This is a genomic window from Arenibacter latericius DSM 15913 (genome assembly GCF_000424985.1).
In the GTDB taxonomy this organism is placed as follows: Bacteria; Bacteroidota; Bacteroidia; order Flavobacteriales; family Flavobacteriaceae; genus Arenibacter; species Arenibacter latericius.
In genome coordinates this window covers 16,610-40,354 of sequence record NZ_AUKX01000034.1, presented here as the reverse complement: position 1 = coordinate 40,354, position 23,745 = coordinate 16,610, and the positions used below count along the sequence as shown (strand labels likewise).

The window sequence follows — 23,745 nt, the reverse complement described above, 5'->3', positions numbered from 1 at the left end:
TTCTTTCAATCTCTTAGTTTTGTGCAAAGATATTTTAAAATAATTTAAATTGTTGGTAGGGTATTTTAAAAGGTGATTGTTAAATAGGTGTAAACAGAAAACCAACTACAAATGAAAAAGCTAATTTCATATTTATTGTACTCAAGTATTCTGATGTTATTTATTAGTCTTGGGGCGTGTCAAAAGGAATTTGAAGACCTACCTGAGCAAAATAATTCGGAAGCTATTAAAGCTAGTTCCAATACAGCGCAACTTATTAAAAGTGCATCTTCTAATGATGGCTCCTATGATAATATAGTGGATGGAGCAAGTTGCTTTTCTATCAATTTTCCGTACGTAGTAAATATAAATGGTCTAAATGTTAATGTAAACGCAGTTAGTACATTAGAATTGGTCCAGGACTTGCTAACGGATGGTGAAGATGACCTTGAAATTCAATTTCCAATAACCGTTACTTTGGCAGATTTTACTGAAATGACTCTTAATGATGAAGATGAGTTGGAAGATCTTGTAGAAGCGTGTCAGGTATTGGAAGACGATGATGATATAGAATGTGTGAGTTTTGTATATCCTATAAAAGTGTACTCTTTCGATATTGCTTTTCAGCAAACTGGGAGTGTAACCTTAGAAAGCGATATGCAACTAAGACGTTATTTTGATGATTTGGATGATGATGCCCTTGTTAGTTTTCAATTTCCAATTTCCCTGAAACTATATAACGATATTGAGCATACAGTTAATGACAATGCAGAATTGGTCGATATTATTGAGAGCGTAAAGGATAATTGTGATGATGACGATAATGATTTTACACAAGAAGAGTTAAGTGATTATCTAGTAGGTTGTCCTTGGTTAATTGAAGAAGTAGTTACTAATGGTACTAACCAAACCAATCAATACCTAGAAAGCCTGATGAAGTTCCAAGCAGATGGCACTGTTACTGTAAATAATAGTGTAGGGAATACCGTAAATGGAACTTGGAATACGGTTAAAGTAGGCTCTAAAGTAAAATTGAGGTTGAATTTTAATGAATTATCAGGGATATCCTTAGAATGGTTTGTTTATGATATAGATGATGAGATGTTAAAACTAATTGCCAAAGATGGGAATAAGATCATTTTGAAAGAGGGTTGTGATTTTGTTAATAATGATCCCGAGGTCTTAAGGAATGTTTTACAAGAATGTAGTTGGGCTATTAATAAGGTTACGGTAGATGATGAGGTGTTAAAAAGATTGTTGGGTTATGAATTTACTTTTTTGGCTAATGGAGAGGTGACTTTAGTTAACGGTGCTGATATTAAAAATGGCACATGGGAAGTTGCTAATAATACTCAAGGTAGATTAGTTATGTCCATAGAAATTACAGACGAACCCGATGTTAGTTTTGATTGGTTGCTGTCTGATCTTGAGGATAATAACTTAGAGTTTAGTATGGGTGATGATGATTACGAACTAGTTTTAGAGAAAATCTGTGTTGATAATATTGCAGATGTAGATGCCGTTGAGATTAGAGATATTTTGAAAACAGGAAAATGGGAGGTAACCAAATACTTGGATGATGGTGATGATGAAACTGAAGATTATGCTAATTTTGATTTTACTTTCTCTTCCCTTGCTCTAGTAACCGTATCGGCCAATTCTTTACCTGTGCACTTAGGAATATGGAAAGTAATAAAAAGTAGCGATGGTCAGTTAAAGTGCTATCTCAATTTTGGAGTCATAGGTTCCTTAGAAGAGCTAACGAATAATTGGAGGGTGATTTCCTCCACTGCCAATAGATTAGAGTTGAGGGATAAAGATGACGATGGCGGTACGAATACTTTGATTTTTGAAAGAAAATAATCGAATTTGCCCCAAGTTTTATTAGAAAAGGGTAGTCTCTTAATGGGATTACCCTTTTTACATTTATATTTTGTAGTTCAAACTTCACACTTCTCTTACTTATTCTTAAATTTGCGCTTTCCTGTAAAAACGGTAAGACTATGTTCGATAATTTAAGTGATAAGTTAGATAAGGCGTTACATGTTCTAAAAGGACATGGACAAATTACAGAAATCAATGTTGCGGAAACCTTAAAGGAGGTTAGGAGAGCACTATTGGATGCCGATGTCAATTTTAAAATTGCCAAGGAGTTTACCAATACGGTCAAGGAAAAGGCCTTGGGCCAGAATGTATTGACCTCCCTGCAGCCAAGTCAATTAATGGTTAAGTTAGTTAAAGACGAACTTACCGAACTGATGGGGGGCGACGCAGAGGGAATTAACCTTTCCGGAACGCCATCGGTCATTTTGATGTCTGGATTACAGGGGTCTGGTAAAACCACTTTTTCAGGAAAGTTGGCGAACTTCCTAAAGACCAAGAAAACTAAGAATCCTTTATTGGTTGCTTGTGATGTTTATAGACCGGCAGCAATAGATCAGTTGCATGTTGTAGGGGAACAGATAGGAGTAGAGGTGTTTTCCGATCGTGGCAACACCGATCCTGTAGCTATTTCTAAGGCAGCAATTGCTCACGCCAAGGCAAATGGATTTAACGTAGTGATTATAGATACCGCGGGTAGATTGGCGGTAGATGAGCAGATGATGGATGAAATTGCTGCTATCCATAAAGCTGTTGCGCCTCAGGAAACGCTTTTTGTGGTAGATTCCATGACAGGTCAGGATGCGGTAAACACGGCAAAAGCATTTAACGATGTACTTAATTTTGACGGGGTTATATTGACCAAATTAGATGGAGATACTCGTGGAGGTGCGGCCATATCCATTAAATCTGTAGTAGATAAGCCTATTAAGTTCATTGGAACGGGAGAGAAAATGGATGCTATAGATGTATTCTACCCTTCTCGTATGGCCGAAAGGATCTTAGGAATGGGAGATGTAGTCTCCTTAGTAGAACGTGCCCAAGAGCAGTTTGATGAGGAGGAAGCAAGAAAGATCCAAAAGAAAATTGCCAAAAATAAGTTTGGTTTTGACGACTTTTTAAGTCAAATACAGCAAATTAAAAAAATGGGAAGCCTTAAGGACCTAATGGGAATGATCCCAGGTGCAGGTAAGGCTTTAAAAGGATTGGATATAGACGATGATGCCTTTAAACATATTGAAGCTATTATCCACTCTATGACCCCAGACGAAAGAGCTACACCGTCTAAATTAAATGCTAGTCGTAAAAAACGAATTGCTAAGGGGAGTGGAACATCAGTACAAGAAGTAAACCAGCTCTTAAAGCAATTTGATCAAATGAGTAAGATGATGAAGATGATGCAAGGCGGCGGCGGTAAGAAAATGATGCAGATGATGGGAGCTATGAAAGGGATGAAATAGCTTTCTGTTAGTTGGCAGTGTTCAGTAGCAGCAGGTAGTTTGCATATTAAACCTTTAAGTATAACAAGGATAGTATGGGATGCAGAAAATAATGTAGACAGACTAAAAAGGATTCTATATGGCGATTAAGATGTTTATAGTGTCTTTATCCTTTACAAAAGAGGAACTTTGCATTGACCGACCAAATAAGAAGAAATTCTGGTTTTGTTTGTGCTAATATTACGTTACAGATAGATTTGAGCGGCAGGGAAAATACTTTATAAGTAGGCTGATTGATGTAGATAGAGAGAATGCTGAAACTCAAGTTTAGCTAAATTTTGCAGAGATGGGTTGCTTTCTGTCGGCTGAAAACGAGCAAGATCTTATCAATTAGATCTTGAAAAAAAGGTAGATTATATAATATACGATTAATAACCCAGGGGAGTTTGGTGTTTAGTACTGCCAACTGTCACTGAGAACTGAATACTAACAAATGGAAATACTAGACGGTAAAAAAGTATCGAATCAAATTAAGGAGGAAATTGCTGCTGAGGTAGCTAAAATGCGAGAGCGAGGAGAAAAAGTACCTCATTTAGCTGCAGTAATCGTTGGTAACGATGGAGCAAGTCTTACCTATGTAGGTAGTAAAGTTAAGTCTTGTAAGCGCGTAGGTTTCGAATCTACATTGGTTCAATTGCCTAGTACTACTTCAGAATTAGAGTTGTTAAATAAAATTGAAGAGTTAAACAAGGATGAGGATATAGATGGGTTTATCGTCCAATTGCCATTGCCTGATCAGATAGACACTCAGCGTGTGCTGCTGGCAGTAGATCCCGATAAGGATGTAGACGGATTTCATCCAACCAATTTTGGAAAAATGGCCTTGGATATGAGTACCTTCATTCCTGCCACTCCTTTCGGTATTTTGGAACTCTTAGAGCGTTACAAGGTAGATACACAGGGAAAGCATACCGTTGTAATAGGTAGAAGCCATATTGTAGGGAGACCTATGAGTATTTTGATGGGTAGAAAAGGATGGCCTGGAAACTCAACGGTAACCTTAACCCATAGTCACACTAAAAATATTACTCAGATCACCTCACAAGCAGATATTATTATATCGGCCCTAGGAGTGCCTAATTTCCTTAAGGCAGAGATGGTGAAAGATGATGCTGTTATAATAGATGTTGGTATTACAAGAGTACCGGACGAAACTAAAGAAAAAGGATACTATATTACTGGGGATGTAGATTTTGAGAATGTAAGTAAAAAGGCTTCTTTTATTACCCCTGTTCCTGGTGGGGTTGGTCCTATGACTATTGCAATGTTATTGAAAAATACGTTGTTAGCAAGAGAGAGACACAGAAGTAGAAAATAAAGTATTAAGCCCGCAGACAAATTTGGATGCGGGCTTTTTTTATTAGCTCTCTTGAAAATAATTATTCAGGTCCTTATTATTTTCTATTTTATACGGAAATATTAAAATAATATTTCGATTTTTAGAGTCATTTATGGAGAAAACCGTTGAACTCAGTCTTGAGCCTTTCTTTGAATTGTCTATGGACTTGCTATGTATTGCTGGTTATGATGGCTACTTTAAAAAAGTAAATCCAGCTTTCCAGAAGCTTTTAGGCTATTCTGAAGAAGTGCTTTTTTCCAGATATATCTCTGAATTTATTTATGAGGAAGACCAAACCCGAACGGCAGGCTATCGAGAGAATTTAAAAAAAGAAGTTCCCCTAATCAATTTTGAAAACCGATTTTTAACAGCCTCTGGAGATATAGTATGGTTGCATTGGACCTCTATTCCATTGCCAGATGAACAGTTGATTTATGCCATTGCTAAAAATATTACGTACAAAAAAAAGTTAGAAGAAGAACGCAATGGGCATATGGCTCAATTAGAAAAGATAAATAAAGACTTAAAACAACTTAACTATACTACTGCGCACGATCTAAGGTCTCCCGTTAATAACTTATTATCTTTATTTAGTTTTCTTGACTTATCTAAAATTACTGATCCTGAAGTGTTAGAAACCCTGAACTATATGAGGATGGCTACGGAGGGGCTACATAAGTCTATGGATAAATATGTGGATCTTTTAAGTACGCATGAGTCGTTAAAGATAGCGCTGGAAGAGGTAGAATTTGAAGCAACCTTTAAGCATGTTCAGCAATCAATAGGATCACTCTTGGAAAGTTCAATGGTGAAAATAAATCTAGATTTTTCTGAATTGCCTACAGTGGTTTTCAATAGGAGTTATCTAGAAAGCATTTTTTTAAACCTATTAACCAATTCCATAAAATATACTAAACCAGAGGTTCATCCGGTAATTCATGTTGCTACAGTTATAGTTAACGGGAAGAAACAACTTATTTATACCGATAATGGTCTTGGCTTCGATTTAGATGCAGTAGGGGATAAAATATTTGGCCTGAACCAGAAATTCCATGGAAATAGTGACAGTAAGGGGGTTGGATTGTATTTGGTGTATAACCATATAACAAGCCTAGGAGGTTCTATTACTGTAGATAGTAAAATTAATGAGGGAACTACCTTTGTAATTACTTTTCAATAAATAACATTTCTCAATTTAGGTGATTATAAATAGTGCTCATTAAAAGGAACAACTATTAAGACGATTTATTATTCCCTTAAATGGCTATAATCCTAACGGATTGCTTGATTTTAGTGCTATCTGTAGGGATTATTATGTCAATTTTCTCATCATTTTCGTCATTTGTACAACTGCCCATGGCAATGAAACTAAAAAGAATAATCAGAATAAGAGTTATTTTTTTCACGGTTTAGAATTTAGTAAATGTTATGCAAAGTCGGTTTTATGCTATAACGGCAAATCATCCCTTTTCTTATATTAAATGAGTAGCGTATTAGCATCTAAGGAGTTAAGTGTTTAATAGTTGGTATCCCCTTCTGACCTTATTTATTATGGGTGGGGAGTGCAATTTTAGTTTTTTTAATCCATAGATGATAAGTCGATTTAAAGTTTGATCCTCAGTCTTATAGCTGTCTTTGGATGAGGGTTGGTAGAATTTTTTATATTCAATTTTATGATCGTTAGGGGTGTCTTAGAAATCTTTTCTATATCTTCGATAATTGGTAAATTTTAAACACATTAACTACTTCGCTTAATGTAGGAGCATTGGGCTTTGAAAAGAAACAGAACATGATTATAGAACCTAGAACAAGAGGGTTTATATGCCTCACTTCACATCCTACTGGATGTCAACAAAATGTTATTGAGCAAATTAAATACGTAAAATCAAAAGGCGCCATTAATGGGGCTAAAAAAGTGTTGGTTATTGGGGCGTCTACAGGGTTTGGACTAGCTTCTAGAATAACTAGCGCCTTTGGGTCAGAAGCAGCTACAATTGGAGTGTTTTTTGAAAAGCCGCCTTCCGCAGGTAGACCAGCTTCACCAGGATGGTATAATAGCGCCTTTTTTGAGGAGGAAGCTCATAAAGCCGGACTCTATGCGAAAAGTATAAATGGGGATGCATTTTCTAAAGAGATTAAAAGACAAACCTTAGATTTAATAAAGGCAGATTTAGGTCAGGTTGATCTTGTTATCTATAGTTTGGCTTCTCCAGTTAGAACACATCCAGAAACAGGGGTTAGATATAAATCTGTGCTAAAACCAATTGGATCTAGCTATAAAAATAAAACGGTTGACTTCCATACAGGGGTTGTTTCAGATATCTCTATAGAGCCTGCAGTTGGAGATGATATAGAAAACACTATAGCCGTTATGGGTGGAGAAGACTGGAAAATGTGGATGGATGCCTTGCAAGAAGAGGGATTGTTAGCAGACGGTTGTAAAACGGTTGCCTATTCTTACATAGGGCCAGCGCTAACTGAATCAGTTTATAGGAAAGGTACTATTGGTAGAGCTAAGGATCATTTAGAAGCTACAGCTTTTGAAATTGGAGATAGCCTAAAATCTATTAGCGGAGAGGCTTATGTTTCTGTAAATAAAGCCTTGGTTACCCAAGCAAGTTCTGCTATTCCGGTAATTCCTCTTTATATATCTCTACTTTATAAGGTGATGAAGGAAAAGGGAATTCATGAAGGTTGTATAGAGCAGATTCAACGTTTGTTTGAAGACCGATTATATTCAGCTAATACTCCAACAGATGATCAAGGTAGGATTAGAATTGATGATTGGGAAATGCGCGACGATGTACAGGCTCAGGTGACTGAACTTTGGGAGAAGGCTACAACAGAAAACTTATCTAACATTGGAGATCTAGAAGGGTATAAAAAAGACTTCTTTAATCTATTTGGATTTATGGTGCCTGGTGTAGATTATGATAAAGATGTAAATGAGATAGTAGAAATCCCAGGCTTACAATAGGTGATGCCTAATTAGAATTTTCTCTACTTATATAGTTTAAAAAGTCCGTTAAGGGCAGTGAAATATCGGCAATTAAATGCTGAGGTTTTACTGGTCTTTAACGGATTTTTTTATTGGTACTGTTTTATATTTTTTATTCCCTTTTAATAATGCGGTTTTAAAACTTTAATCTGTTCATTAATGGTTATATAGCAGGAATATTTTTAAATTTAATGAATCTGCTTGGAAGTGATTCTGTTAAGGAAGGCTCCCGGTCTCATAAAATTAAGATCTATATATGAAAAGTCAGTTCCTTTTGTTGTTTTTTATAGTTGGGTTGTTAGCAGCTAATGCACAATCAGGAAAAGTTTATGATGAACTAACCATGAAGAGTACTATCTTAGATAGTGAGCGGAAATATGCTGTTTATCTACCGCCAGATTATGAAACTTCACAAAGGAGTTATCCCATTTTATATTTACTGCATGGGGCAGGGGACGATCAAACCGGATGGATACAATTTGGTGAGGTCTTACGTATTACGGATTTAGCCATTAAGGAAGGAAAAGCTACCCCTATGATTATTATTATGCCCGATGCAAATTCTGGGGTTCGTGGTTATTTTAACTCTATTAGTGGGGATTGGCGATATGAAGATTTCTTTTTTGAAGAACTAATGCCACATGTGGAAAAACAATATCGCATAAAATCAGAGAAGCGATATAGGGCGGTTGCCGGACTTTCTATGGGTGGGGGAGGCTCGTTTATGTATGCACTACATCGCCCCGATCTATTTTCCTCCGCATGTCCACTAAGCGCGTATGTAGGTCCATTAAGTGTTGAAGAGATGGAAGCAGGATTAAGTAGAAAAAATGAAAGATATCCTAAAAAGGACGTTGCGGCTTATTTTAATAGGCATAATGCAATTTCTTTAATACAGAATATGCCGGTAGAGGATATAAAATCGGTACGATGGTATATTGATTGTGGGGATGATGATTTTCTGTATGAAGGTAATAGCTTAGTGCATATTGCTATGAAAAAAAGAGAAATTCCTCATGAATATCGCGTAAGGGATGGTGGTCATAGCTGGACGTATTGGAGAGCATCTTTACCAAAGGTATTAGAGTTTGTCTCCGATGCCTTTCATCAACATTAAGGCATAAAGAAATTGGAGGGTTTTTAGAACTTCAGAAATAGTTAAATACGGAATATGATAAATAGAAAATTTGGAATACCGCAGTGGGATGTTAGTGAGATAGGATATGGAATGTGGGGGATGGGGGAGTGGACAGAGGAAGACGACCTACTTTCTGTTAAGGCTTTGGATCTCGCTGTAGAACGGGGAGTTAATTTCTTTGATACCGCATGGGCGTATGGTCACGGACATAGTGAAAAGTTATTAGGGGAATTGTTGAAGAGGCATCCTGACAAGAAATTATATGCGGCAACTAAAATTCCGGCAAAGAATTTTAAATGGCCGGCAAAACCCGAATATACGTTGGAGGAGTCTTATCCCAATGACCATATTATTGAGTATACCGAGAAGTCCTTGAAAAATTTAGGGGTAGAGCAGATTGATCTTTTGCAGTTTCATACTTGGGATGATAGTTGGTCTCATCAGGAAGAGTGGAGGCGTGCGGTAGAGGATTTAAAAGCTTCGGGAAAAATAGCTGCAATGGGAATTAGTGTTAATCGCTGGGAGCCCGAAAATGGAATAGAAGCATTACAAACCGGGATGTTTGAATCGGTGCAGGTGATTTATAACATTTTTGATCAAGCTCCAGAAGATAAACTCTTTTCGTTATGTGAAGATTTAAATATAGGGGTAATTGCGAGAGTGCCTTTTGACGAGGGTACACTTACAGGTAATATTACTAAGGATACTGTTTTTCCTGAGGACAGTTGGAGTGCAAGTTATTTTGTGCCAGAGAATTTGCTTGCTAGCGCAGAAAGGGCCGATAGACTTAGACCTTTAGTGCCTACTGAGATGACAATGGCCGAGATGGCCCTGCGTTTTATTACAATGAATAGGACAGTAAGTACTGTTATACCAGGCATGAGGAAGGAACGAAATGTATTGATGAATACTGCAGTGAGTGATGGGAAAGGCCTTTCTGAGGAACTCTATCAACAAATAAAAGAACATCGTTGGGATAGAAAACCAACTTCTTGGTCTCAATAATTTTAATAACAATAACTATGACAACGAGAAAAGAGTTTTTATTTAAATCTGGCTTATTGGCCACAGGAGCTGTATTGCTTCCTTCATTTACTTTTGCGCAGAAAAAGGCGGAGAAGAATTTAGGGGTTCAATTATATACTTTCCGCGATGAAATGTTGGCGGATGCTAGAGGTACTTTGGAAAAGATCGCCGCACTTGGTATAAAGCAAATAGAAACTGCTAGGAGTGCTAAAGGACTGTACTACGGGCTTGGGCCAAAAGAAATGAAAGAGGTGTGTAAATCCTTGGGAATGACACTTAGAAGTGGGCATGTTGCCTTAGATGATAATTGGGCAGATACCCTAGACCAAGCTTCTGAGTCGGGCCAGGAGTATCTAATTTGCTCATCCCTCCCTAGTAATGGTCAGACAGTGGATAATTATAAGGCAGTTGCGGAAGCGTTCAATAAAGCTGGTGAGGATTGTAAGAAAAGAGGAATAAAATTTGGTTACCATAACCATGAGTATGAATTTGAGTCGCATAATGGGGAAGTATTATATGATGTACTTCTAGATAATTCCCAAGCAGATCTAGTGCATATGGAACTAGATCTAGGTTGGGTGGTGGTTGCTGGAAAAGACCCCTTGGATTATTTTAGAAGATATAAAGGGAGGTTTCCATTATGGCACTTAAAGGATATGGACATGGAGAAAAAAGAAAGTACCGAGTTTGGTAAGGGCGGACTTAATATTTCACAAATGTTGGCGCATAAGAAAGATTCAGGCCTAGAATATATATTTATAGAACAAGAAGAATATGCAAGCTCACCTTTCGAGAGTATGGCGCACAATATGAAGTATATGAAAAGATTTTAATTCCCCTATTAGGTCAATCAGGGGTGTTGATTTCTAGGAGTTTAAGAATTCTGCGATTTTACGATTTACTTCATCCTGGTGAAGGGAATGTCCTAAACCTGTGGTAGCGATTAGTTGGCTGTTTTCCCAGCTTTTATGTAAAGCTTCTGAGGCGCTAAAAGGAGTGATAGTATCTTCTTTGTCATGGATTATTAATCCAGGTTTAGAGATAGACCGAGCATAGTAAGGGGTAGATATATCGTTAATTCTAAAGCTATAATGCTCGTAAAGATATTTGTCTAATCCCTGTAAAACCCTATCGTTAAATTTAAGAAGATTTTGATAGTGTTCCATAAGCTGAGAAAGTTCAGCTGGAGCTCCTAGGGAAACAATTTTTTGGATTGAGGTATTTGGATTCTCATATTGATGATGAATGGTTGCTAGGCCGCCCATGGAATGCCCAATAATATATTTGGGATGATGCATCTTAATTATTTCTTTGGCGCTATTTGTATAAATGGGCAAGTTTAGCATTGTGCCATTAGAGTAACCATGTCCGGGTGCGTCAAAAGCAAGTATATTAAAATCTTTTTCTTGTAACTTTTCAATTAAATTACGCCATCTAAAGGCATTGCTTTCCCAACCATGCATAAGTAATACCGTTTCATTATCTCCGGGCCAATGATACGTTTGTATATTTAATCCATTGATTAAAACCTTTTTGTCCTTGGCATTGTTTAGAAATTCTTCCTGGTGGGGCAATACGCCACCCTTTCTAGGGGTGCTAAATAGTTGAAATGCCTTTTTTGCTGCTGAAGTTGGCGAAAAAAGAGCAAGGCTATTAAAGTACGCCCCATAGGATAATGCCAAGGTATGGTAAAGGATTTTTTTCATGCGCTGTATTATTCCCAACCAACCATGATATACTTTATTTTAGCAGCGTCGGGGATTTGGACTGCTTCAATATTGGTGCTAGAATTATACTGTAGGCTACTAGGTAGTTCAGATTTTGCAATGGTGAAATAAGCGTCAGAATCTTTTAAGAAAACTACAATATTGTTTAAGGCAGTAACAATTTTACCAACGTTGTGTTTCTCTCTAATATCTTTAAAAGTGCTATTTAATCCCACACCTTTGTCTGTTACAAACCTAGGGTCGTAAATTCGGATTATATCTACCTTGGGTACGCTGTCTAAAGTAGGAGTAAGGGTCATAAGATGTGCACCCCCTTTTTCAAAAATATCTATTTTTTTTACCCGTTCTCCAATATTAGTAAACACCGTGTCTCTTACTATAGAATCTGTTGCAAATATGGTTTCCAATTGGTCTATAGGGGTAGATTTGTCCAGTTTACCTACTTGGCCTTTTGTAATTAAGAAATCGTTGTTAGTGTTACATTGAATAAATAAAAGAGATAAAAGTACTATTGCATAAATAGGGAGTCTTGTCATTTTTAGAATATAGGGTTTTGTGAGTTAGTTTAAATAATTGTTGTTCTTCAATAGGGGCTGTTCTAGCGCATTACTTTCTTTAATATGCCCATAACACCTCTGATAAAGGTAGCGCTGGTAAGCACCTTTACAACAGGGTTCTGGCGGGTGCTGGTTCTTCGGCTACTAGTCCTAGTGGTTCTTTTGGAGGTAGTGTTAACACTTTCTTTCTCTGCTAGTTCTTCTGCACGATCAATTTTCGCATTAAGCATTTCATAGGCGCTTTCTCGGTCTATAGTTTCACTGTATTTATCAACTAGACTAGAATTGTTTATCAGTGATTTTAGTTCACTATCCGTAAGCACATCCATACGACTCATAGGAGCCCTTACCAGTGTTGCGGCCAAGGGGGTTGGTCTACCCTTTTCGTCTAAGGCAGAAATTAGGGCTTCACCAGTTCCAAGGGAGGTTAGTACCTTTGTAGTATCGTAAAATTCGGATATAGGATAATTTTGTGCTGTAAGTTTTATTGCTTTTCTATCCTTCGCTGTAAAAGCTCTTAGTGCATGTTGAATTTTTAATCCTAATTGGGCTAACACAGCATCGGGAACATCAGTAGGATTTTGAGTTACAAAATATAGTCCGATACCTTTAGAGCGAATTAGTTTTACAATGTTTTCTATTTGATTCAATAATGCTTTAGAGGCTTCTTTGAACAATAAATGCGCCTCGTCTATAAAGAGTATCAATTCTGGTCTATCGCTATCTCCTTGTTCTGGGAAGGTATCATAAATTTCTGCTAATAGACTCAACATAAAAGTAGAGAACAGTTTAGGTCGGTCTTGAATATCTGTTAGTCTTATAATATTGATGTAACCTCGACCCTGATCATCAATACGGGTAAGATCGTCCACTTCAAAAGATTTTTCACCAAAAAATAGGTCAGCTCCCTGCTGTTCTAATTCTATTACTTTTCTAAGGATGGTACCTGTAGACCGGGTAGAAATGCTTCCATAACTTTCAGTAAACTCTTCTTTACCTTCATTGGTGGCATAATGCAATACTTTTTTAAAGTCTTTTAGGTCCAATAAAGGGTAATGGTTATCATCACAATATTTAAAAATTACTGCTACAATTCCTTCTTGGGTAACAGATAGGTCTAGAATTCTAGATAGGAGTGTAGGGCCAAATTCGGATACCGTAGCTCTTAATCTAACCCCTCCTTGCTCAGATAGGGAAAGAATTTCTACCGGGAATCCAGAAGCAGTAAAGGGTAATCCAATTTTAGCATGCCGCTCATTTATTTTGGGATGTCCTGGGCTAGGTTGTGCTAGCCCACTAAGGTCACCTTTAAGGTCCATACAAAGAACGGGAATTCCTTTTGCGGATAAGTTTTCGGCCATTACCTGAAGGGTTTTGGTTTTTCCCGTACCCGTAGCCCCCGCAATAAGTCCGTGTCTATTTAGTGTTTTTAGTGGAATTTTTACAAAGGCATCGGTTAAAGTTTCCTCATTAAGCATGGCTGCTCCCATGGTTATATAATCACCTTTGGTAGTATATCCTTCCTCTATATGTGCAAAGAACTGTTCCTTAGCATCCATTTTTTAAAATTTTTGATAAAAATAGGGTAATTTTAGTCAACAGAAAAGCACATTATATTTGTGCATATCCTAAAATACTTTAATCATGAGAAATTATAAGATAATCATATTTATTTGTTTCCTAACCTTTGTGGCCGAATTAATGGCGCAGCAAGAACAAGCTCCGATATTTCATGAGAGTCATGTAGAGCGTAAAAAGGACGCTCCGTTTAGTGATGCGGTACAAGTGGGGAATCTCTTTTACTTGTCTGGTCAGATTGGAATAGATAATAAAACCAGAACTATAGTAAGCGGTGGTATAGTTGCCGAAACAAAACAGACGATAAAAAATATCCAAGAGGTATTGCTACATCATGGAATGAACCTCAATAATGTGGTTAAGTGTACCGTAATTCTAAATTCGATGGCAGATTTTGCAACGTTTAATGAGGTGTACTCAAATTACTTTCCTCAAAAACCCGCCCGAACTACTTTCGCAGCCAGTGGACTAGCCATGGATGCGAAAATAGAAATCGAGGTGGTTGCCGTTAAAAACGACTAGTTCTTTTTGTTGAGTAAACTTTTTTGGAATAGCTTATAAATACGGGTGTATTCATCAGTCCAGCTGCTTGGTTCTACAAAACCATGGCGTTCTACTGGATATAGAGCCATTTCCCAATTGTGTTTTTCCAGTTCTATCAACCGTTGTGAGAGACGTACCATATCCTGGAAGTGTACATTGTCATCTACCATACCGTGTAGTATTAGTAAGTCGCCCTGCAATCCATCTGCGAAATAAATTGGGGAGCTTCTGCGGTAGGCTAGACTATCGGTAACGGGGGTGTTTAAAATACGAGCGGTATAACCGTGGTTGTATGCCGCCCAATCACCTACTGATCTAATTGCAGCTCCAGCTTTAAAAGTTTCTGGGGCAGTAAACATTCCCATTAAGGTGATAAATCCACCGTAAGAGCCACCATAAATACCTATTTTATCTTGGTCTACTCCTAATTCGTTTACTAAGAATTTAGCTCCGTCTACCTGATCAGACAAGTCTTTTCCGCCCATATGTCGGTAGATGCCTGTTCGCCAGTCTCTTCCATACCCAGCACTTCCTCTATAATCTATGTCTAATACAGTATAACCATTGTCTACTAGGAGGTTATGGAACATATATTCTCTAAAATAACTACTCCACCATTTGTGAGCGTTTTGTAAATAACCTGCGCCATGCACAAAGATAACGGCTGCCTTATTTTTCACATCAGCTTTAGGCTTATAGAGTCGCGCGTGTACGTCTGCACCATCTTCAGCCTTAAAAGTGATTACCTCTGGATCTCGCCATGGATATTCCTTAAATTCCTGGGTAGTAGAAAAAGTGATTTGTTTAGCTACGGCTTTAGATTTTCCATAAATAGGATTGTCTTGTAGGAATAGTTCTGTTGGCTTATTGGTGTAAGAATGAAGTATGGCCATTTTTCGCTCATCTGGTGATAGTACAACTTCATTACCTCCCGTCATCTGGGTTAATTGTTGAAATTTTCCACCTCTAAGGGGCATACTATAGAACTGCCTATCTCCAGGATGATTTTTATTGGCAGTAAAATACCATCGCTTTTTATCCTTAGAGATTTGAGGGTCGTAAATTTCAAATTCACCAGAAGTTAGGGCCTTAGCTTTTTTAGACGTTACCTCCATTACATATAGGTGGGAGTAGCCTGTTTTTTCTGACTGAAACCATATGCTTTTATCGTCGGGCATCCATCCTATTGCTCCTCCACGATATCCACCAATGCCTGGGCCTGCTATCCAGGCTTCATCATGCTGATGGTCTAAGTTGGAAACAGTGCCTTTCTCAGCATCTAGTAGAACAATCCATCTATCTTTATAGTCGTTGGTGTTAATATCGAGTACCGCATATTTTCCGTCGTTGTTCCAAATCGGACCAGAGATATAGCCAATTCTATTTTCGTTCTTGTATGGTTTGTCTGGGTAATCTTTGGTATACTCTGGCACATAATCTAGTCCTTCCAAATTGTCTAGAACTACAGGGTAAACCTTTCTGTTTTGTATGTCATATACAAAAAGTTCATATTCGGTGGGTTCATCGCCTACCTTAGTTCTTGTATTCTGATTTTCTGTATAACCCGATTCTGTTACAAAATGAGGGACAATAGTTCCTTTTCTATCCGTTGGCGACTTAAAGGTTAAATAAGTAATGAAATTACCATTAGGGCTAATTTTTATATTGGAAACCGATTTGCCTTTAGGGTCAATAGGTAGGGGTCCTTTTGCTTCTAGTCGCTTGTTTAATTCTTCTGCTCGATCTTTTTTTTCCTTTCTGCTGCGGAGCACATCAAATAAAGCTAATTGATCATTATATAACCACTCGTCCTTTTCACTTTTCTTAGCTTCTTTTTTTTCAGATTTAAAATTAGTTAGTTGAGTTGTTGTACCGGTAGAAATATCCCAGCTGTATAAATTATTATCCTTTACGTATGCAACCTTACTACCGTGGTTTGTAAAATGAGGGTTGCTCTCATATTCTTCAGTATTGGTTATTTGGGTTATAAGTTGAGTCTTTAGGTTTAGTAGAAAAACATCTCCTCTTTTGGAGTACACCTTTAGAGATTTATCTTCATTAAAGGTGCCATAGGCACTAGGTAGGGCATATTCTGTTTCAAAATCTGTTTTTACGGTTTTAGACGATTTTAAATGATGTGCATAAAGAGAGTCGCTAGGGGCTTGTTCTCTGTTCCATCTAAAATATATGGTTTGCCCATCTATAGACCATTGAGGGCTAGAAGGGAGGTGACCTATAAAATTGTCCCCTTGCATAATTTCTTTGATGGATAGGGATGATAAATTCTCAATTTGAGCAAAAGTTGAGGTGAGGGACAATAGGAATATGCCGCTCAGTAGCCAAAAGTTTTTCATGTTTGTTGTATCAATTACGCTGTAATAAATTCGGATTTTACTTCCCTGTATTTGGGGATAGCTAGAAATGGTAAATATCCTAATTATTGGGAATTTACACAAAGATGTAATGATTTATTATGTGCTGACTTCTGTAGAGTATGGGTGCTTTTCTAATGAGGATAGTATGTTTTCTAATTGGACCTCGGTTCAAACTCTGGGCAGTCAATCCTTATATCGGTATTATGAAGGGTTGATTCTAGTAGGTTACAATAGTGATGATCTTTCTTCTTACTATAAAACTTACATCCGTAGCAGGTGCGCTGTACTGTGAGAATCCCTGTACGATTTAATTGATAGATGACCTTGCTAAGAGTTGCGAAGAGATGTTCCAATTTAGCCTCATCTATATCCTGTATTCCTTTTTTTATTGGGTTAGCAAAATCATCGGTTTCCTGAATGATGTTCTTTCCTGTCTCCGTTAATTTAATTATATAACTCCGATTGTCTGTTGTAGATTTTTTCCTGACAACCATACCCTTTTTATGAAGGACTTTTATTGCATCGCTAATAGTAGGTTTGGTGAGGTTAAATTCTTTAGCAAGATGACTTACATTAGATAGCTCTGGTTTGTGATAAGCAATAAAAATAAGAAGTTGTATTTGTATTGGACTTAATCCTAAAAGCTTAGCTTTTTCCCATAGAAGTACCTTAAAAACTTCCGATATGCGCGATAGTCCTGCTACAATTTTGCTAGAAACATCGGAGTTTTGATGGTCTGGGTTAAAAATGCTTTGTTCTTTCATAAGATCTATTGGGATTTGCCCGGCAGGTAAAAATAATGATACTACTAGAATATCACCCCTTATAGTGGAGTTTTTGATTTTTAGGTATTTGATTTATTGGACAAGATAAAGCTGTTGTGGTGCTTAGGGTAAAAGGTTATTGCTATTTCCCGATATGGATATGACTTTCGATTAATAGTTTGCACCCTGACTTCTATTAAACTTTAAGGTTGGGATTGATAAAGCTTAAAAAGATTAGTTTAATCATTAAACAATAACTTTAAAAGTTAGGGCGCTAGGGGGTAAAGGGCCCTATCTTTTAAAGTTGAATAAAGTTTCAGCTATGCCTTTACGTCTGCCATGGAAGCACCATAATTAATATGAAGAACATTTCCATTAGGGGTTACTAGGGCGGGAACGGATTTTACTCCAGCTTTTTCTGCTTCGGTAATTCGGGATTTGTTCTCGCCAAAATGTACAACTTCCACATTGTCCGTACCTATTAGTTCTAGGATGTCGTGTTCTGCGCTAATACATACAGGGCATCCTGCGTGGTAAAAAATCGACTTTTTCATCTTTGTTCAATTAGAATTAATGCAATATTGCTATTAAATATAGTAAGGAATCCTAACTAAATGTGTTAAAATTGAATCTTTTTTGAAAGTTTATCGGGTGTTTTTAATCCGGTTAGATGTGTGGTGAGATTTCTTTTAATAAAATAGTAGGGCTAGAGTAGTCTATGTTCTATCTTTGCCGCATGGTACAAGAAGAAGTTTTAGCGCTAGTAGATCAGGGGCTTATGCTCCCGTTAATGGAGGAGTTTTATACGATACAAGGAGAGGGGTTTCATAAGGGAACCGCTGCTTACTTTATTCGTGTGGGAGGATGTGACGTTGGTTGTCACTGGTGTGATGTAAAGGAAAGCTGGAATGCGGAGACCCATCCACCAACAAGGATAGATCAAATTGTGGCTAATGCCGAAAAATATTCTGATACTATTGTTATTACCGGAGGAGAGCCGCTAACTTGGGATATGGGTCCTATTACAGAGGCATTAAAAGCCAAAAACCTAAAGACGCATATAGAAACCTCTGGGGCATATCCACTATCGGGAACTTGGGACTGGATTTGTCTCTCTCCAAAAAAGAACAAATTACCTGAGGAGGTTATTTACGATAAAGCGCATGAATTAAAGGTGATTGTTTATAATAAGCACGATTTAATTTTTGCAGAGCAAGAGGCTGCCAAAACAAATAAGGATTGTATTTTATATCTACAGCCAGAGTGGAGTGTAAGAGATAAAGTTACTCCAATGATTGTAGATTATGTGATGAAAAATCCTAAATGGAAAGTTTCCTTGCAAACACATAAATATCTTAATATTCCTTAGGGTAAAGCCCTATTAAAAACGATACAAAGGGTAGAATTAGCTAATTCTGCCCTTTTTGTTTAATAAGCTTTCAGTAAAATAATGGGCAGATTGTTGGTTACTCACCATATCTAGGATAAGCGTTAGAAAAAGTGCTTAATATTGGGCTGCCCGAGGGAGGGACTCAATACTAGCGAAAGCGAGGAGCTTTATATGCTTCGCCAATGAAGTAGCTTTTTATTAAAAAACTACCCAAAACTTACGTTAGCTAAAGTTCGTGTTCGCGGGCCTGCCCGAGGGAGTGACTCAATACTAGCGAAAGCGAGGAGCTTTATATGCTTCGCCAATGAAGTAGCTTTACCATAAAACTATCCAAAACTTACGTTAGCTAAAGTTCGTGTTCGCGGGCCTGCCCGAGGGAGAGACTCAATACTCACTACTAAATACTCACTACTAAATACTTAGTACTAACCTACTTAATACCACAAAACTACTTGCCCCCGTTAGCACGCAGGTCTTTTATACACTCCACCCCAAATCCTGGACTGCTTCCTCTTTTGGCAGCTAGCATTTTAGCCATTCCACTCCCAAATTGTAATTCTGCTCTCATTAGGCAGTTTCCTTCATTGCAGTGGCTCGGGGCATCGGGGTCTTGATGTGGATTTACAGAAGGAGACCCCAAATCTACTAGTCCTAATAAGTGTCCTGCTTCATGGGAAAGGGTAGCAGCCTCTACATCTGCAGTAGAAATTAGTAGGCTATTCTTGGCTAATCTTCTTATAGTTGCCTCGTAAATAACCATTGAGGTGTTCTTATAAACAGCACCTAGAGTAACCAAGTCTTCTTCAGGTTTGTCACTATCAGAAGAGGCATCGGAAAAGTAAATATACATTCCTAATGTATCGCCATCGTTGTATACTGTTCTATTCTCTTTTTCTAGTTCAAAAACTTCATTGATACTTATACTATCCTTTCCAGGGGAGGCGAGTTCTTTTTTAATCACGCTTATTTTCTCCTTATGTGTTCGCTCTTCTAATAATGATTTTAGTTCTGAAATGGCAGATTCGGTAGGGGCATAACCGGCAACATATGCTATTTCAATTATCATATTTTTATATTTTGAATCGGAAAGTATTTCATTAGCAGATTCACCCGGTCCTTTTAAATTAGCACTCCTGTCTATGGCCTTAATTGGATCTTCACCACTGTCTTTAGAGCAGCTTAGGAGGCAAATAAATAGTAGCGTTATCAATAAGGAAATCTTTCTCATAATAATGTAATTTGATAATGGACATAGTCCCTTTAATAAAATTGGAATCCTGGTTTATTCCTCTAATAGGGTAAGTTTTGCCAAATAATCATAATGTTCACCCTCATAAACTAACTCACAAGATAAGTTATTTGAATTTGCCGCTCGTTGTAAAGTATTATAATCGATATATAACCAAGGTAGCCGATCGCTTTTCTGCCCCTTGTATTCCATAATAAAGTTTACCTCTCCATAATAATCCATGTCTTCTGGAATCCAATAACCACCATCTTCATCCTCATCAAACATATAAATTATATCGCTAGAGTCTAAAAGTATTTGTCCATTTGGCTTTAAAATAGATTTTAGGTGACGGAAGAAAGCATCGATTTTATTTAATTTTCCTACTATACCAATACCGTTCATGAGCATCAATAGTGTGTCAAATTTTTTATTTTCTAGCTCTAGGATGTCCGCCTGTATTACCTGATCAACTCCTCTTAATTTACAGGTTTCAATGGCCCCCGGAGAGTTGTCTAAAGCTGTAACTGTATGTCCTTTTTTTTGTAAGTATAGGCTGTGGCTACCAGCGCCGCACCCTATATCTAATATGCTGCCTTTGCAGAGCTTTAGTGCCTCTCTTTCCAACGCTGGCATATTTTTATAATTTCTAAATAGGTAGGGTACGGGAATACTATCCTCTTCTTCAAGGGAGGAGTATGTTTTTATGTCCTCGGAATAGTTCCCCGTTTGATAATCTAATACTGCCCTTCCTAAGATGTCTTTGTCCATTCTAAATTTAGCATTTATATACAAAAGTGAGATTTTTATGTGTATTTCGGGTCGACTTTTAATAATTTTGAGGAGTTTATTTTTTAATCCCTAAGTTTTTCGATAAAGGAAGCTTAAAAAATGACGTATTTCTATAACCAGCTAATTCAACCATACTATTTAAGTTAATCTAATGCCTAAAATAAATCCAGAATGGATAATACTATAGCGCAACTTCCCGAATTTGCTAAGGAAAAACAGAATGAGAATAAGAAGTTCTTTGCCAAGCTACGTAAAAAGCCGCCAAAGGATTTAGACTATATGATGCAAGAGTTGCATGAGGCCGAATTTCAACGAACCGATTGTCTAAAATGTGCCAATTGCTGTAAAACTACAGGGCCATTGTTTACCAATAATGATGTGGTGCGTATTGCTAAACATTTTAGAATGAAACCTCAGAAATTTGTGGAGACTTATTTACGAATAGACGAGGACCAAGATTATGTTTTGCAAAGTGTTCCCTGTACCTTTTTAGGAGCAGATAATTACTGTTCTATCTATGATGTAAGACCAAAAGCATGTAGAGAATTTCCACATACCGATAGAAAAAAGTTTCAGCAGATTAGTAATCTTACCATGAAAAATGTAGCTATATGTCCAGCAGCTTTCAATATTGTGGAAGAGATGAAAAAACGACTAGCCAATAAATAATCTTAGCTGTTTAGCGCTCTTTGGTGGGTATTATAACCTTAAGCAGATTCTAAGTCTAAATAGATTGCGAATATCTTGTTATCATCTTCTTAATTGTAAGAATTTATAAGTGCTAGAATAGGGATGTTATCATTTTATGATTTCAGGGTAAAATTTTTGTATTTTTAAAATATGGAAAGTATTTATACCTATTTTGAAACCATCCCACCTGCTCATCGGAGCTTAATTTTAGTTTCGGGAATTGCATTATTTTGGATATTAGAATATATCATTCCGCTATTTCAGCTTAAATACAAGAAAATAAAGCATGCAGGAGTGAATATCTTTTTTACTCTGACCACGATTTTAGTGAATTTTCCATTAGCATTTTTACTGTTGAAAACTAGTGATTGGACCATCGCTAATAATTTCGGAGTGCTACAGTGGCTACCTACAATGCCTCTTTGGGTTAAAATACTAATTGGAGTGATGTTGCTAGACTTCCTTGCTGCTTGGCTAGCACATTGGGTAGAGCACAAGATTAAATTGCTGTGGGGGTTTCATATAATACATCATACGGACCACCAAGTAGATACTACTACCGCTAATAGGCATCATCCAGGAGAAAGTGTAGTGCGTTTTGTCTTTACTTGCTTTGGAACCTTTATCGTAGGAGCTCCGGTGGCAATCATCATGATATATCAGGCACTTTCAGTAATTTTCTCTCAATTTAACCATGCCAATATTTCATTGCCGAAAAAGTTAGATAATGCATTAAGCTGGGTTATCGTTTCTCCAGATATGCATAAGGTGCATCACCACTATAAATTGCCATATACAGATAGCAATTATGGCAATATCTTCTCCCTTTGGGACAGGCTTTTTGGAACCTTCCTAAAGCTTTCCAATGAAGATATTGTATATGGAGTGGATACTTATTTTAATGAAAAAGAAAATTCGAATATTGGGTTACTGATGAAAATCCCTTTTAAATCTTACAAGTCTCCTGAAGAAGTAGAGATAAAATCTCCTTCTCAATTATAAAGGAGGTGCTTTTCTCTAATTTTTTTAAAGTTGTTGATGTCTTCCTGCCAAGTCGCTTTTATCTCATCTTGTAAGAGTCCGGCCTCTATCTGCTTTTGTAGTTTTTCTGTTCCAGCATGCCTAGTAAAGCCACTAGTGAGAAAGAATAACTCCTTATCGGTACTATTTTGATAAGCGTCCAATAAAAAGTTTAAATCTACTGAGTTCATTTTTGGCATTTCAGAAAGGTCTTTCCCATAACATACCTTGCCATTATGTTTGGGGCTTTTAGAGCCAAAATTGGGGGCAGGGGTATATTTAAAGCTGTATTGGGTACTATCTAGAAAAGGAGCCCCGTACCTTTGAAACTGAAATTCCGTACCTCTTCCTGCATTTATATTGGTGCCTTCAAAGAATCCTAAGCTAGGGTATAGATAAATAGAAGTGTTGTTAGGTAAGTTTGGTGACGGCCTAATGGGTAAATTATAATCTTTAAAATGATTGTAGTTTTCTAAAGGGATTACGGTAAGATCTGCCTTTACTTGGTTCTCCATCATGCCCTCTTTGTTAATCATATTGGCATATTCTCCAATAGTCATCCCGTATACTAGTGGAATATTGGTTAACCCCAAAAATCCTCTGTGTTCTGTTTCCATGGTGGGTCCGTCTACATAGTGCCCATTAGGGTTAGGCCTGTCTAATACAATCACGGGAATGTTTTCTGCGGCACATGCTTCCATTACCAATTGCATGGTGGCTATATAGGTATAGAAGCGAACACCTACATCCTGTATGTCGAAAAGCACCACGTCTATATCCTTTAACTGTTCTTTTGTTGGTTTTCTATTACTTCCATATAGTGAGATCAAGGGAAGGCCTGTCTTTTCATCTTTGCCATCAGTTACCTTTTCTCCGGCATCTGCCTCACCACGAAATCCGTGTTCTGGTGCAAATACAAGTTTTAAGTCTATATCTAGCGTTTTTAAGGAGTCCACTAAGTGCGTATGTGTCAAATGCTCTGGATCTTTAAAGATCACACTAGTCTGGTTAGCTACAATGGCTACCTTTTTTCCTTTTAACAGTGGAAGATACTTTTCGGTCCTATTAGCGCCTACAATTATGGGCGATTCGGTTTCCATGGCAGCTGTGCCCAATTTTGTACCTTGATCCTTGTTGTTAGACTTGTTTGGGTTTCCACAAGAAGAAGCTATAAAAACCAATAATAAAACTGTATTTTTGAAAACGGAAAAAACTGCCATA

The 23,745-nt window shown here is 37.3% G+C and carries 21 protein-coding genes; 12 read left to right on the top strand and 9 right to left on the bottom strand.

The window, feature by feature from the left end; translation table 11 throughout:
- Positions 1–111: 111 nt before the first annotated feature.
- From H344_RS0111265 to H344_RS0111230, 8 genes are all read left to right on the top strand, one after another.
- Complete coding sequence (locus H344_RS0111265) at positions 112–1,842, top strand: hypothetical protein (RefSeq protein ID WP_026810422.1); 1,731 nt, start codon at positions 112–114, stop codon at positions 1,840–1,842.
- A 140-nt stretch (positions 1,843–1,982) separates the two neighbouring features.
- Complete coding sequence (gene ffh / locus H344_RS0111260) at positions 1,983–3,320, top strand: signal recognition particle protein (protein WP_026810421.1); 1,338 nt, start codon at positions 1,983–1,985, stop codon at positions 3,318–3,320.
- 472 nt (positions 3,321–3,792) lie between these two features.
- Positions 3,793–4,677, top strand: a complete 885-nt coding sequence (locus H344_RS0111255) for a bifunctional 5,10-methylenetetrahydrofolate dehydrogenase/5,10-methenyltetrahydrofolate cyclohydrolase (RefSeq protein ID WP_026810420.1) — start codon at positions 3,793–3,795, stop codon at positions 4,675–4,677.
- 133 nt (positions 4,678–4,810) lie between these two features.
- Positions 4,811–5,878 (top strand): PAS domain-containing sensor histidine kinase, encoded by a 1,068-nt coding sequence (locus H344_RS0111250; protein ID WP_026810419.1) that lies wholly within the window; start codon positions 4,811–4,813, stop codon positions 5,876–5,878.
- 609 nt (positions 5,879–6,487) lie between these two features.
- Positions 6,488–7,675 carry an enoyl-ACP reductase FabV gene (gene fabV, locus H344_RS0111245; protein ID WP_026810418.1) on the top strand — a complete coding sequence of 396 codons (1,188 nt, stop codon included), beginning with the start codon at positions 6,488–6,490 and terminating at the stop codon, positions 7,673–7,675.
- Positions 7,676–7,952: 277 nt separating this feature from the next.
- Complete coding sequence (locus H344_RS0111240; RefSeq protein WP_026810417.1) at positions 7,953–8,813, top strand: alpha/beta hydrolase; 861 nt, start codon at positions 7,953–7,955, stop codon at positions 8,811–8,813.
- A 54-nt stretch (positions 8,814–8,867) separates the two neighbouring features.
- The gene (locus H344_RS0111235) at positions 8,868–9,839 is read left to right on the top strand and encodes an aldo/keto reductase (RefSeq protein ID WP_026810416.1); all 972 of its coding nucleotides are present in this window, start codon (positions 8,868–8,870) and stop codon (positions 9,837–9,839) included.
- 17 nt (positions 9,840–9,856) lie between these two features.
- Positions 9,857–10,693: a sugar phosphate isomerase/epimerase family protein gene (locus H344_RS0111230; RefSeq protein WP_026810415.1), complete on the top strand. Its 837-nt coding sequence runs from the start codon at positions 9,857–9,859 to the stop codon at positions 10,691–10,693.
- 33 nt (positions 10,694–10,726) lie between these two features.
- Here the strand turns inward: H344_RS0111230 and H344_RS0111225 are convergent, their stop codons facing one another.
- The 3 genes from H344_RS0111225 to H344_RS0111215 all read right to left on the bottom strand — a co-directional run bounded on the left by H344_RS0111225 (position 10,727) and on the right by H344_RS0111215 (position 13,703).
- Entirely contained in the window at positions 10,727–11,566 is an 840-nt protein-coding gene (locus H344_RS0111225; RefSeq protein WP_026810414.1) for an alpha/beta hydrolase, read from the bottom strand.
- Between the two features lie 8 nt (positions 11,567–11,574).
- Positions 11,575–12,123, bottom strand: coding sequence for a hypothetical protein (locus H344_RS0111220; protein WP_026810413.1), 549 nt, complete (start codon positions 12,121–12,123; stop codon positions 11,575–11,577).
- A 62-nt stretch (positions 12,124–12,185) separates the two neighbouring features.
- Entirely contained in the window at positions 12,186–13,703 is a 1,518-nt protein-coding gene (locus H344_RS0111215) for a helicase HerA-like domain-containing protein (RefSeq protein WP_026810412.1), read from the bottom strand.
- A gap of 85 nt (positions 13,704–13,788) precedes the next feature.
- On the opposite strand from H344_RS0111215, the gene H344_RS0111210 reads away from it, so the two are divergent.
- Entirely contained in the window at positions 13,789–14,244 is a 456-nt protein-coding gene (locus H344_RS0111210; protein ID WP_026810411.1) for a RidA family protein, read from the top strand.
- Here H344_RS0111210 and H344_RS0111205 read toward each other — a convergent pair.
- The 3 genes from H344_RS0111205 to H344_RS0111195 all read right to left on the bottom strand — a co-directional run bounded on the left by H344_RS0111205 (position 14,241) and on the right by H344_RS0111195 (position 17,958).
- Positions 14,241–16,619, bottom strand: a complete 2,379-nt coding sequence (locus H344_RS0111205; RefSeq protein WP_026810410.1) for a S9 family peptidase — start codon at positions 16,617–16,619, stop codon at positions 14,241–14,243. The genes H344_RS0111210 and H344_RS0111205 overlap by 4 nt on opposite strands.
- A gap of 173 nt (positions 16,620–16,792) precedes the next feature.
- Positions 16,793–17,404: a MarR family winged helix-turn-helix transcriptional regulator gene (locus H344_RS0111200; RefSeq protein ID WP_026810409.1), complete on the bottom strand. Its 612-nt coding sequence runs from the start codon at positions 17,402–17,404 to the stop codon at positions 16,793–16,795.
- A gap of 320 nt (positions 17,405–17,724) precedes the next feature.
- Positions 17,725–17,958: a hypothetical protein gene (locus tag H344_RS0111195; RefSeq protein WP_026810408.1), complete on the bottom strand. Its 234-nt coding sequence runs from the start codon at positions 17,956–17,958 to the stop codon at positions 17,725–17,727.
- A 182-nt stretch (positions 17,959–18,140) separates the two neighbouring features.
- Here H344_RS0111195 and H344_RS0111190 point away from each other — a divergent pair, with 182 nt between their 5' ends.
- Positions 18,141–18,773, top strand: coding sequence for a 7-carboxy-7-deazaguanine synthase QueE (locus tag H344_RS0111190; RefSeq protein ID WP_026810407.1), 633 nt, complete (start codon positions 18,141–18,143; stop codon positions 18,771–18,773).
- A 469-nt stretch (positions 18,774–19,242) separates the two neighbouring features.
- On the opposite strand, the gene H344_RS0111185 is transcribed toward H344_RS0111190, so the two are convergent.
- Positions 19,243–20,022 carry a hypothetical protein gene (locus H344_RS0111185; RefSeq protein ID WP_026810406.1) on the bottom strand — a complete coding sequence of 260 codons (780 nt, stop codon included), beginning with the start codon at positions 20,020–20,022 and terminating at the stop codon, positions 19,243–19,245.
- 54 nt (positions 20,023–20,076) lie between these two features.
- Positions 20,077–20,793 carry a class I SAM-dependent methyltransferase gene (locus H344_RS0111180; RefSeq protein ID WP_026810405.1) on the bottom strand — a complete coding sequence of 239 codons (717 nt, stop codon included), beginning with the start codon at positions 20,791–20,793 and terminating at the stop codon, positions 20,077–20,079.
- A gap of 192 nt (positions 20,794–20,985) precedes the next feature.
- On the opposite strand from H344_RS0111180, the gene H344_RS0111175 reads away from it, so the two are divergent.
- Positions 20,986–21,483: a YkgJ family cysteine cluster protein gene (locus H344_RS0111175; protein ID WP_026810404.1), complete on the top strand. Its 498-nt coding sequence runs from the start codon at positions 20,986–20,988 to the stop codon at positions 21,481–21,483.
- Between the two features lie 171 nt (positions 21,484–21,654).
- On the top strand, positions 21,655–22,506 hold the full coding sequence (locus tag H344_RS0111170; RefSeq protein ID WP_026810403.1) for a sterol desaturase family protein: 852 nt from the start codon (positions 21,655–21,657) through the stop codon (positions 22,504–22,506).
- Here the strand turns inward: H344_RS0111170 and H344_RS0111165 are convergent.
- On the bottom strand, positions 22,497–23,744 hold the full coding sequence (locus tag H344_RS0111165; protein WP_026810402.1) for an exo-beta-N-acetylmuramidase NamZ family protein: 1,248 nt from the start codon (positions 23,742–23,744) through the stop codon (positions 22,497–22,499). The two genes, H344_RS0111170 and H344_RS0111165, sit on opposite strands and share 10 nt — an antisense overlap.
- Position 23,745: the final 1 nt, after the last annotated feature.

Bases quoted from the DNA above. Each gene is read 5' to 3' on its own strand.
- H344_RS0111265 (WP_026810422.1), top strand. From the start codon at position 112: ATGAAAAAGCTAATTTCATATTTATTGTACTCAAGTATTCTGATGTTA.
- ffh (WP_026810421.1), top strand. From the start codon at position 1,983: ATGTTCGATAATTTAAGTGATAAGTTAGATAAGGCGTTACATGTTCTA.
- H344_RS0111255 (WP_026810420.1), top strand. From the start codon at position 3,793: ATGGAAATACTAGACGGTAAAAAAGTATCGAATCAAATTAAGGAGGAA.
- H344_RS0111250 (WP_026810419.1), top strand. From the start codon at position 4,811: ATGGAGAAAACCGTTGAACTCAGTCTTGAGCCTTTCTTTGAATTGTCT.
- fabV (WP_026810418.1), top strand. From the start codon at position 6,488: ATGATTATAGAACCTAGAACAAGAGGGTTTATATGCCTCACTTCACAT.
- H344_RS0111240 (WP_026810417.1), top strand. From the start codon at position 7,953: ATGAAAAGTCAGTTCCTTTTGTTGTTTTTTATAGTTGGGTTGTTAGCA.
- H344_RS0111235 (WP_026810416.1), top strand. From the start codon at position 8,868: ATGATAAATAGAAAATTTGGAATACCGCAGTGGGATGTTAGTGAGATA.
- H344_RS0111230 (WP_026810415.1), top strand. From the start codon at position 9,857: ATGACAACGAGAAAAGAGTTTTTATTTAAATCTGGCTTATTGGCCACA.
- H344_RS0111225 (WP_026810414.1), bottom strand. From the start codon at position 11,566: ATGAAAAAAATCCTTTACCATACCTTGGCATTATCCTATGGGGCGTAC.
- H344_RS0111220 (WP_026810413.1), bottom strand. From the start codon at position 12,123: ATGACAAGACTCCCTATTTATGCAATAGTACTTTTATCTCTTTTATTT.
- H344_RS0111215 (WP_026810412.1), bottom strand. From the start codon at position 13,703: ATGGATGCTAAGGAACAGTTCTTTGCACATATAGAGGAAGGATATACT.
- H344_RS0111210 (WP_026810411.1), top strand. From the start codon at position 13,789: ATGAGAAATTATAAGATAATCATATTTATTTGTTTCCTAACCTTTGTG.
- H344_RS0111205 (WP_026810410.1), bottom strand. From the start codon at position 16,619: ATGAAAAACTTTTGGCTACTGAGCGGCATATTCCTATTGTCCCTCACC.
- H344_RS0111200 (WP_026810409.1), bottom strand. From the start codon at position 17,404: ATGAAAGAACAAAGCATTTTTAACCCAGACCATCAAAACTCCGATGTT.
- H344_RS0111195 (WP_026810408.1), bottom strand. From the start codon at position 17,958: ATGAAAAAGTCGATTTTTTACCACGCAGGATGCCCTGTATGTATTAGC.
- H344_RS0111190 (WP_026810407.1), top strand. From the start codon at position 18,141: ATGGTACAAGAAGAAGTTTTAGCGCTAGTAGATCAGGGGCTTATGCTC.
- H344_RS0111185 (WP_026810406.1), bottom strand. From the start codon at position 20,022: ATGAGAAAGATTTCCTTATTGATAACGCTACTATTTATTTGCCTCCTA.
- H344_RS0111180 (WP_026810405.1), bottom strand. From the start codon at position 20,793: ATGGACAAAGACATCTTAGGAAGGGCAGTATTAGATTATCAAACGGGG.
- H344_RS0111175 (WP_026810404.1), top strand. From the start codon at position 20,986: ATGGATAATACTATAGCGCAACTTCCCGAATTTGCTAAGGAAAAACAG.
- H344_RS0111170 (WP_026810403.1), top strand. From the start codon at position 21,655: ATGGAAAGTATTTATACCTATTTTGAAACCATCCCACCTGCTCATCGG.
- H344_RS0111165 (WP_026810402.1), bottom strand. From the start codon at position 23,744: ATGGCAGTTTTTTCCGTTTTCAAAAATACAGTTTTATTATTGGTTTTT.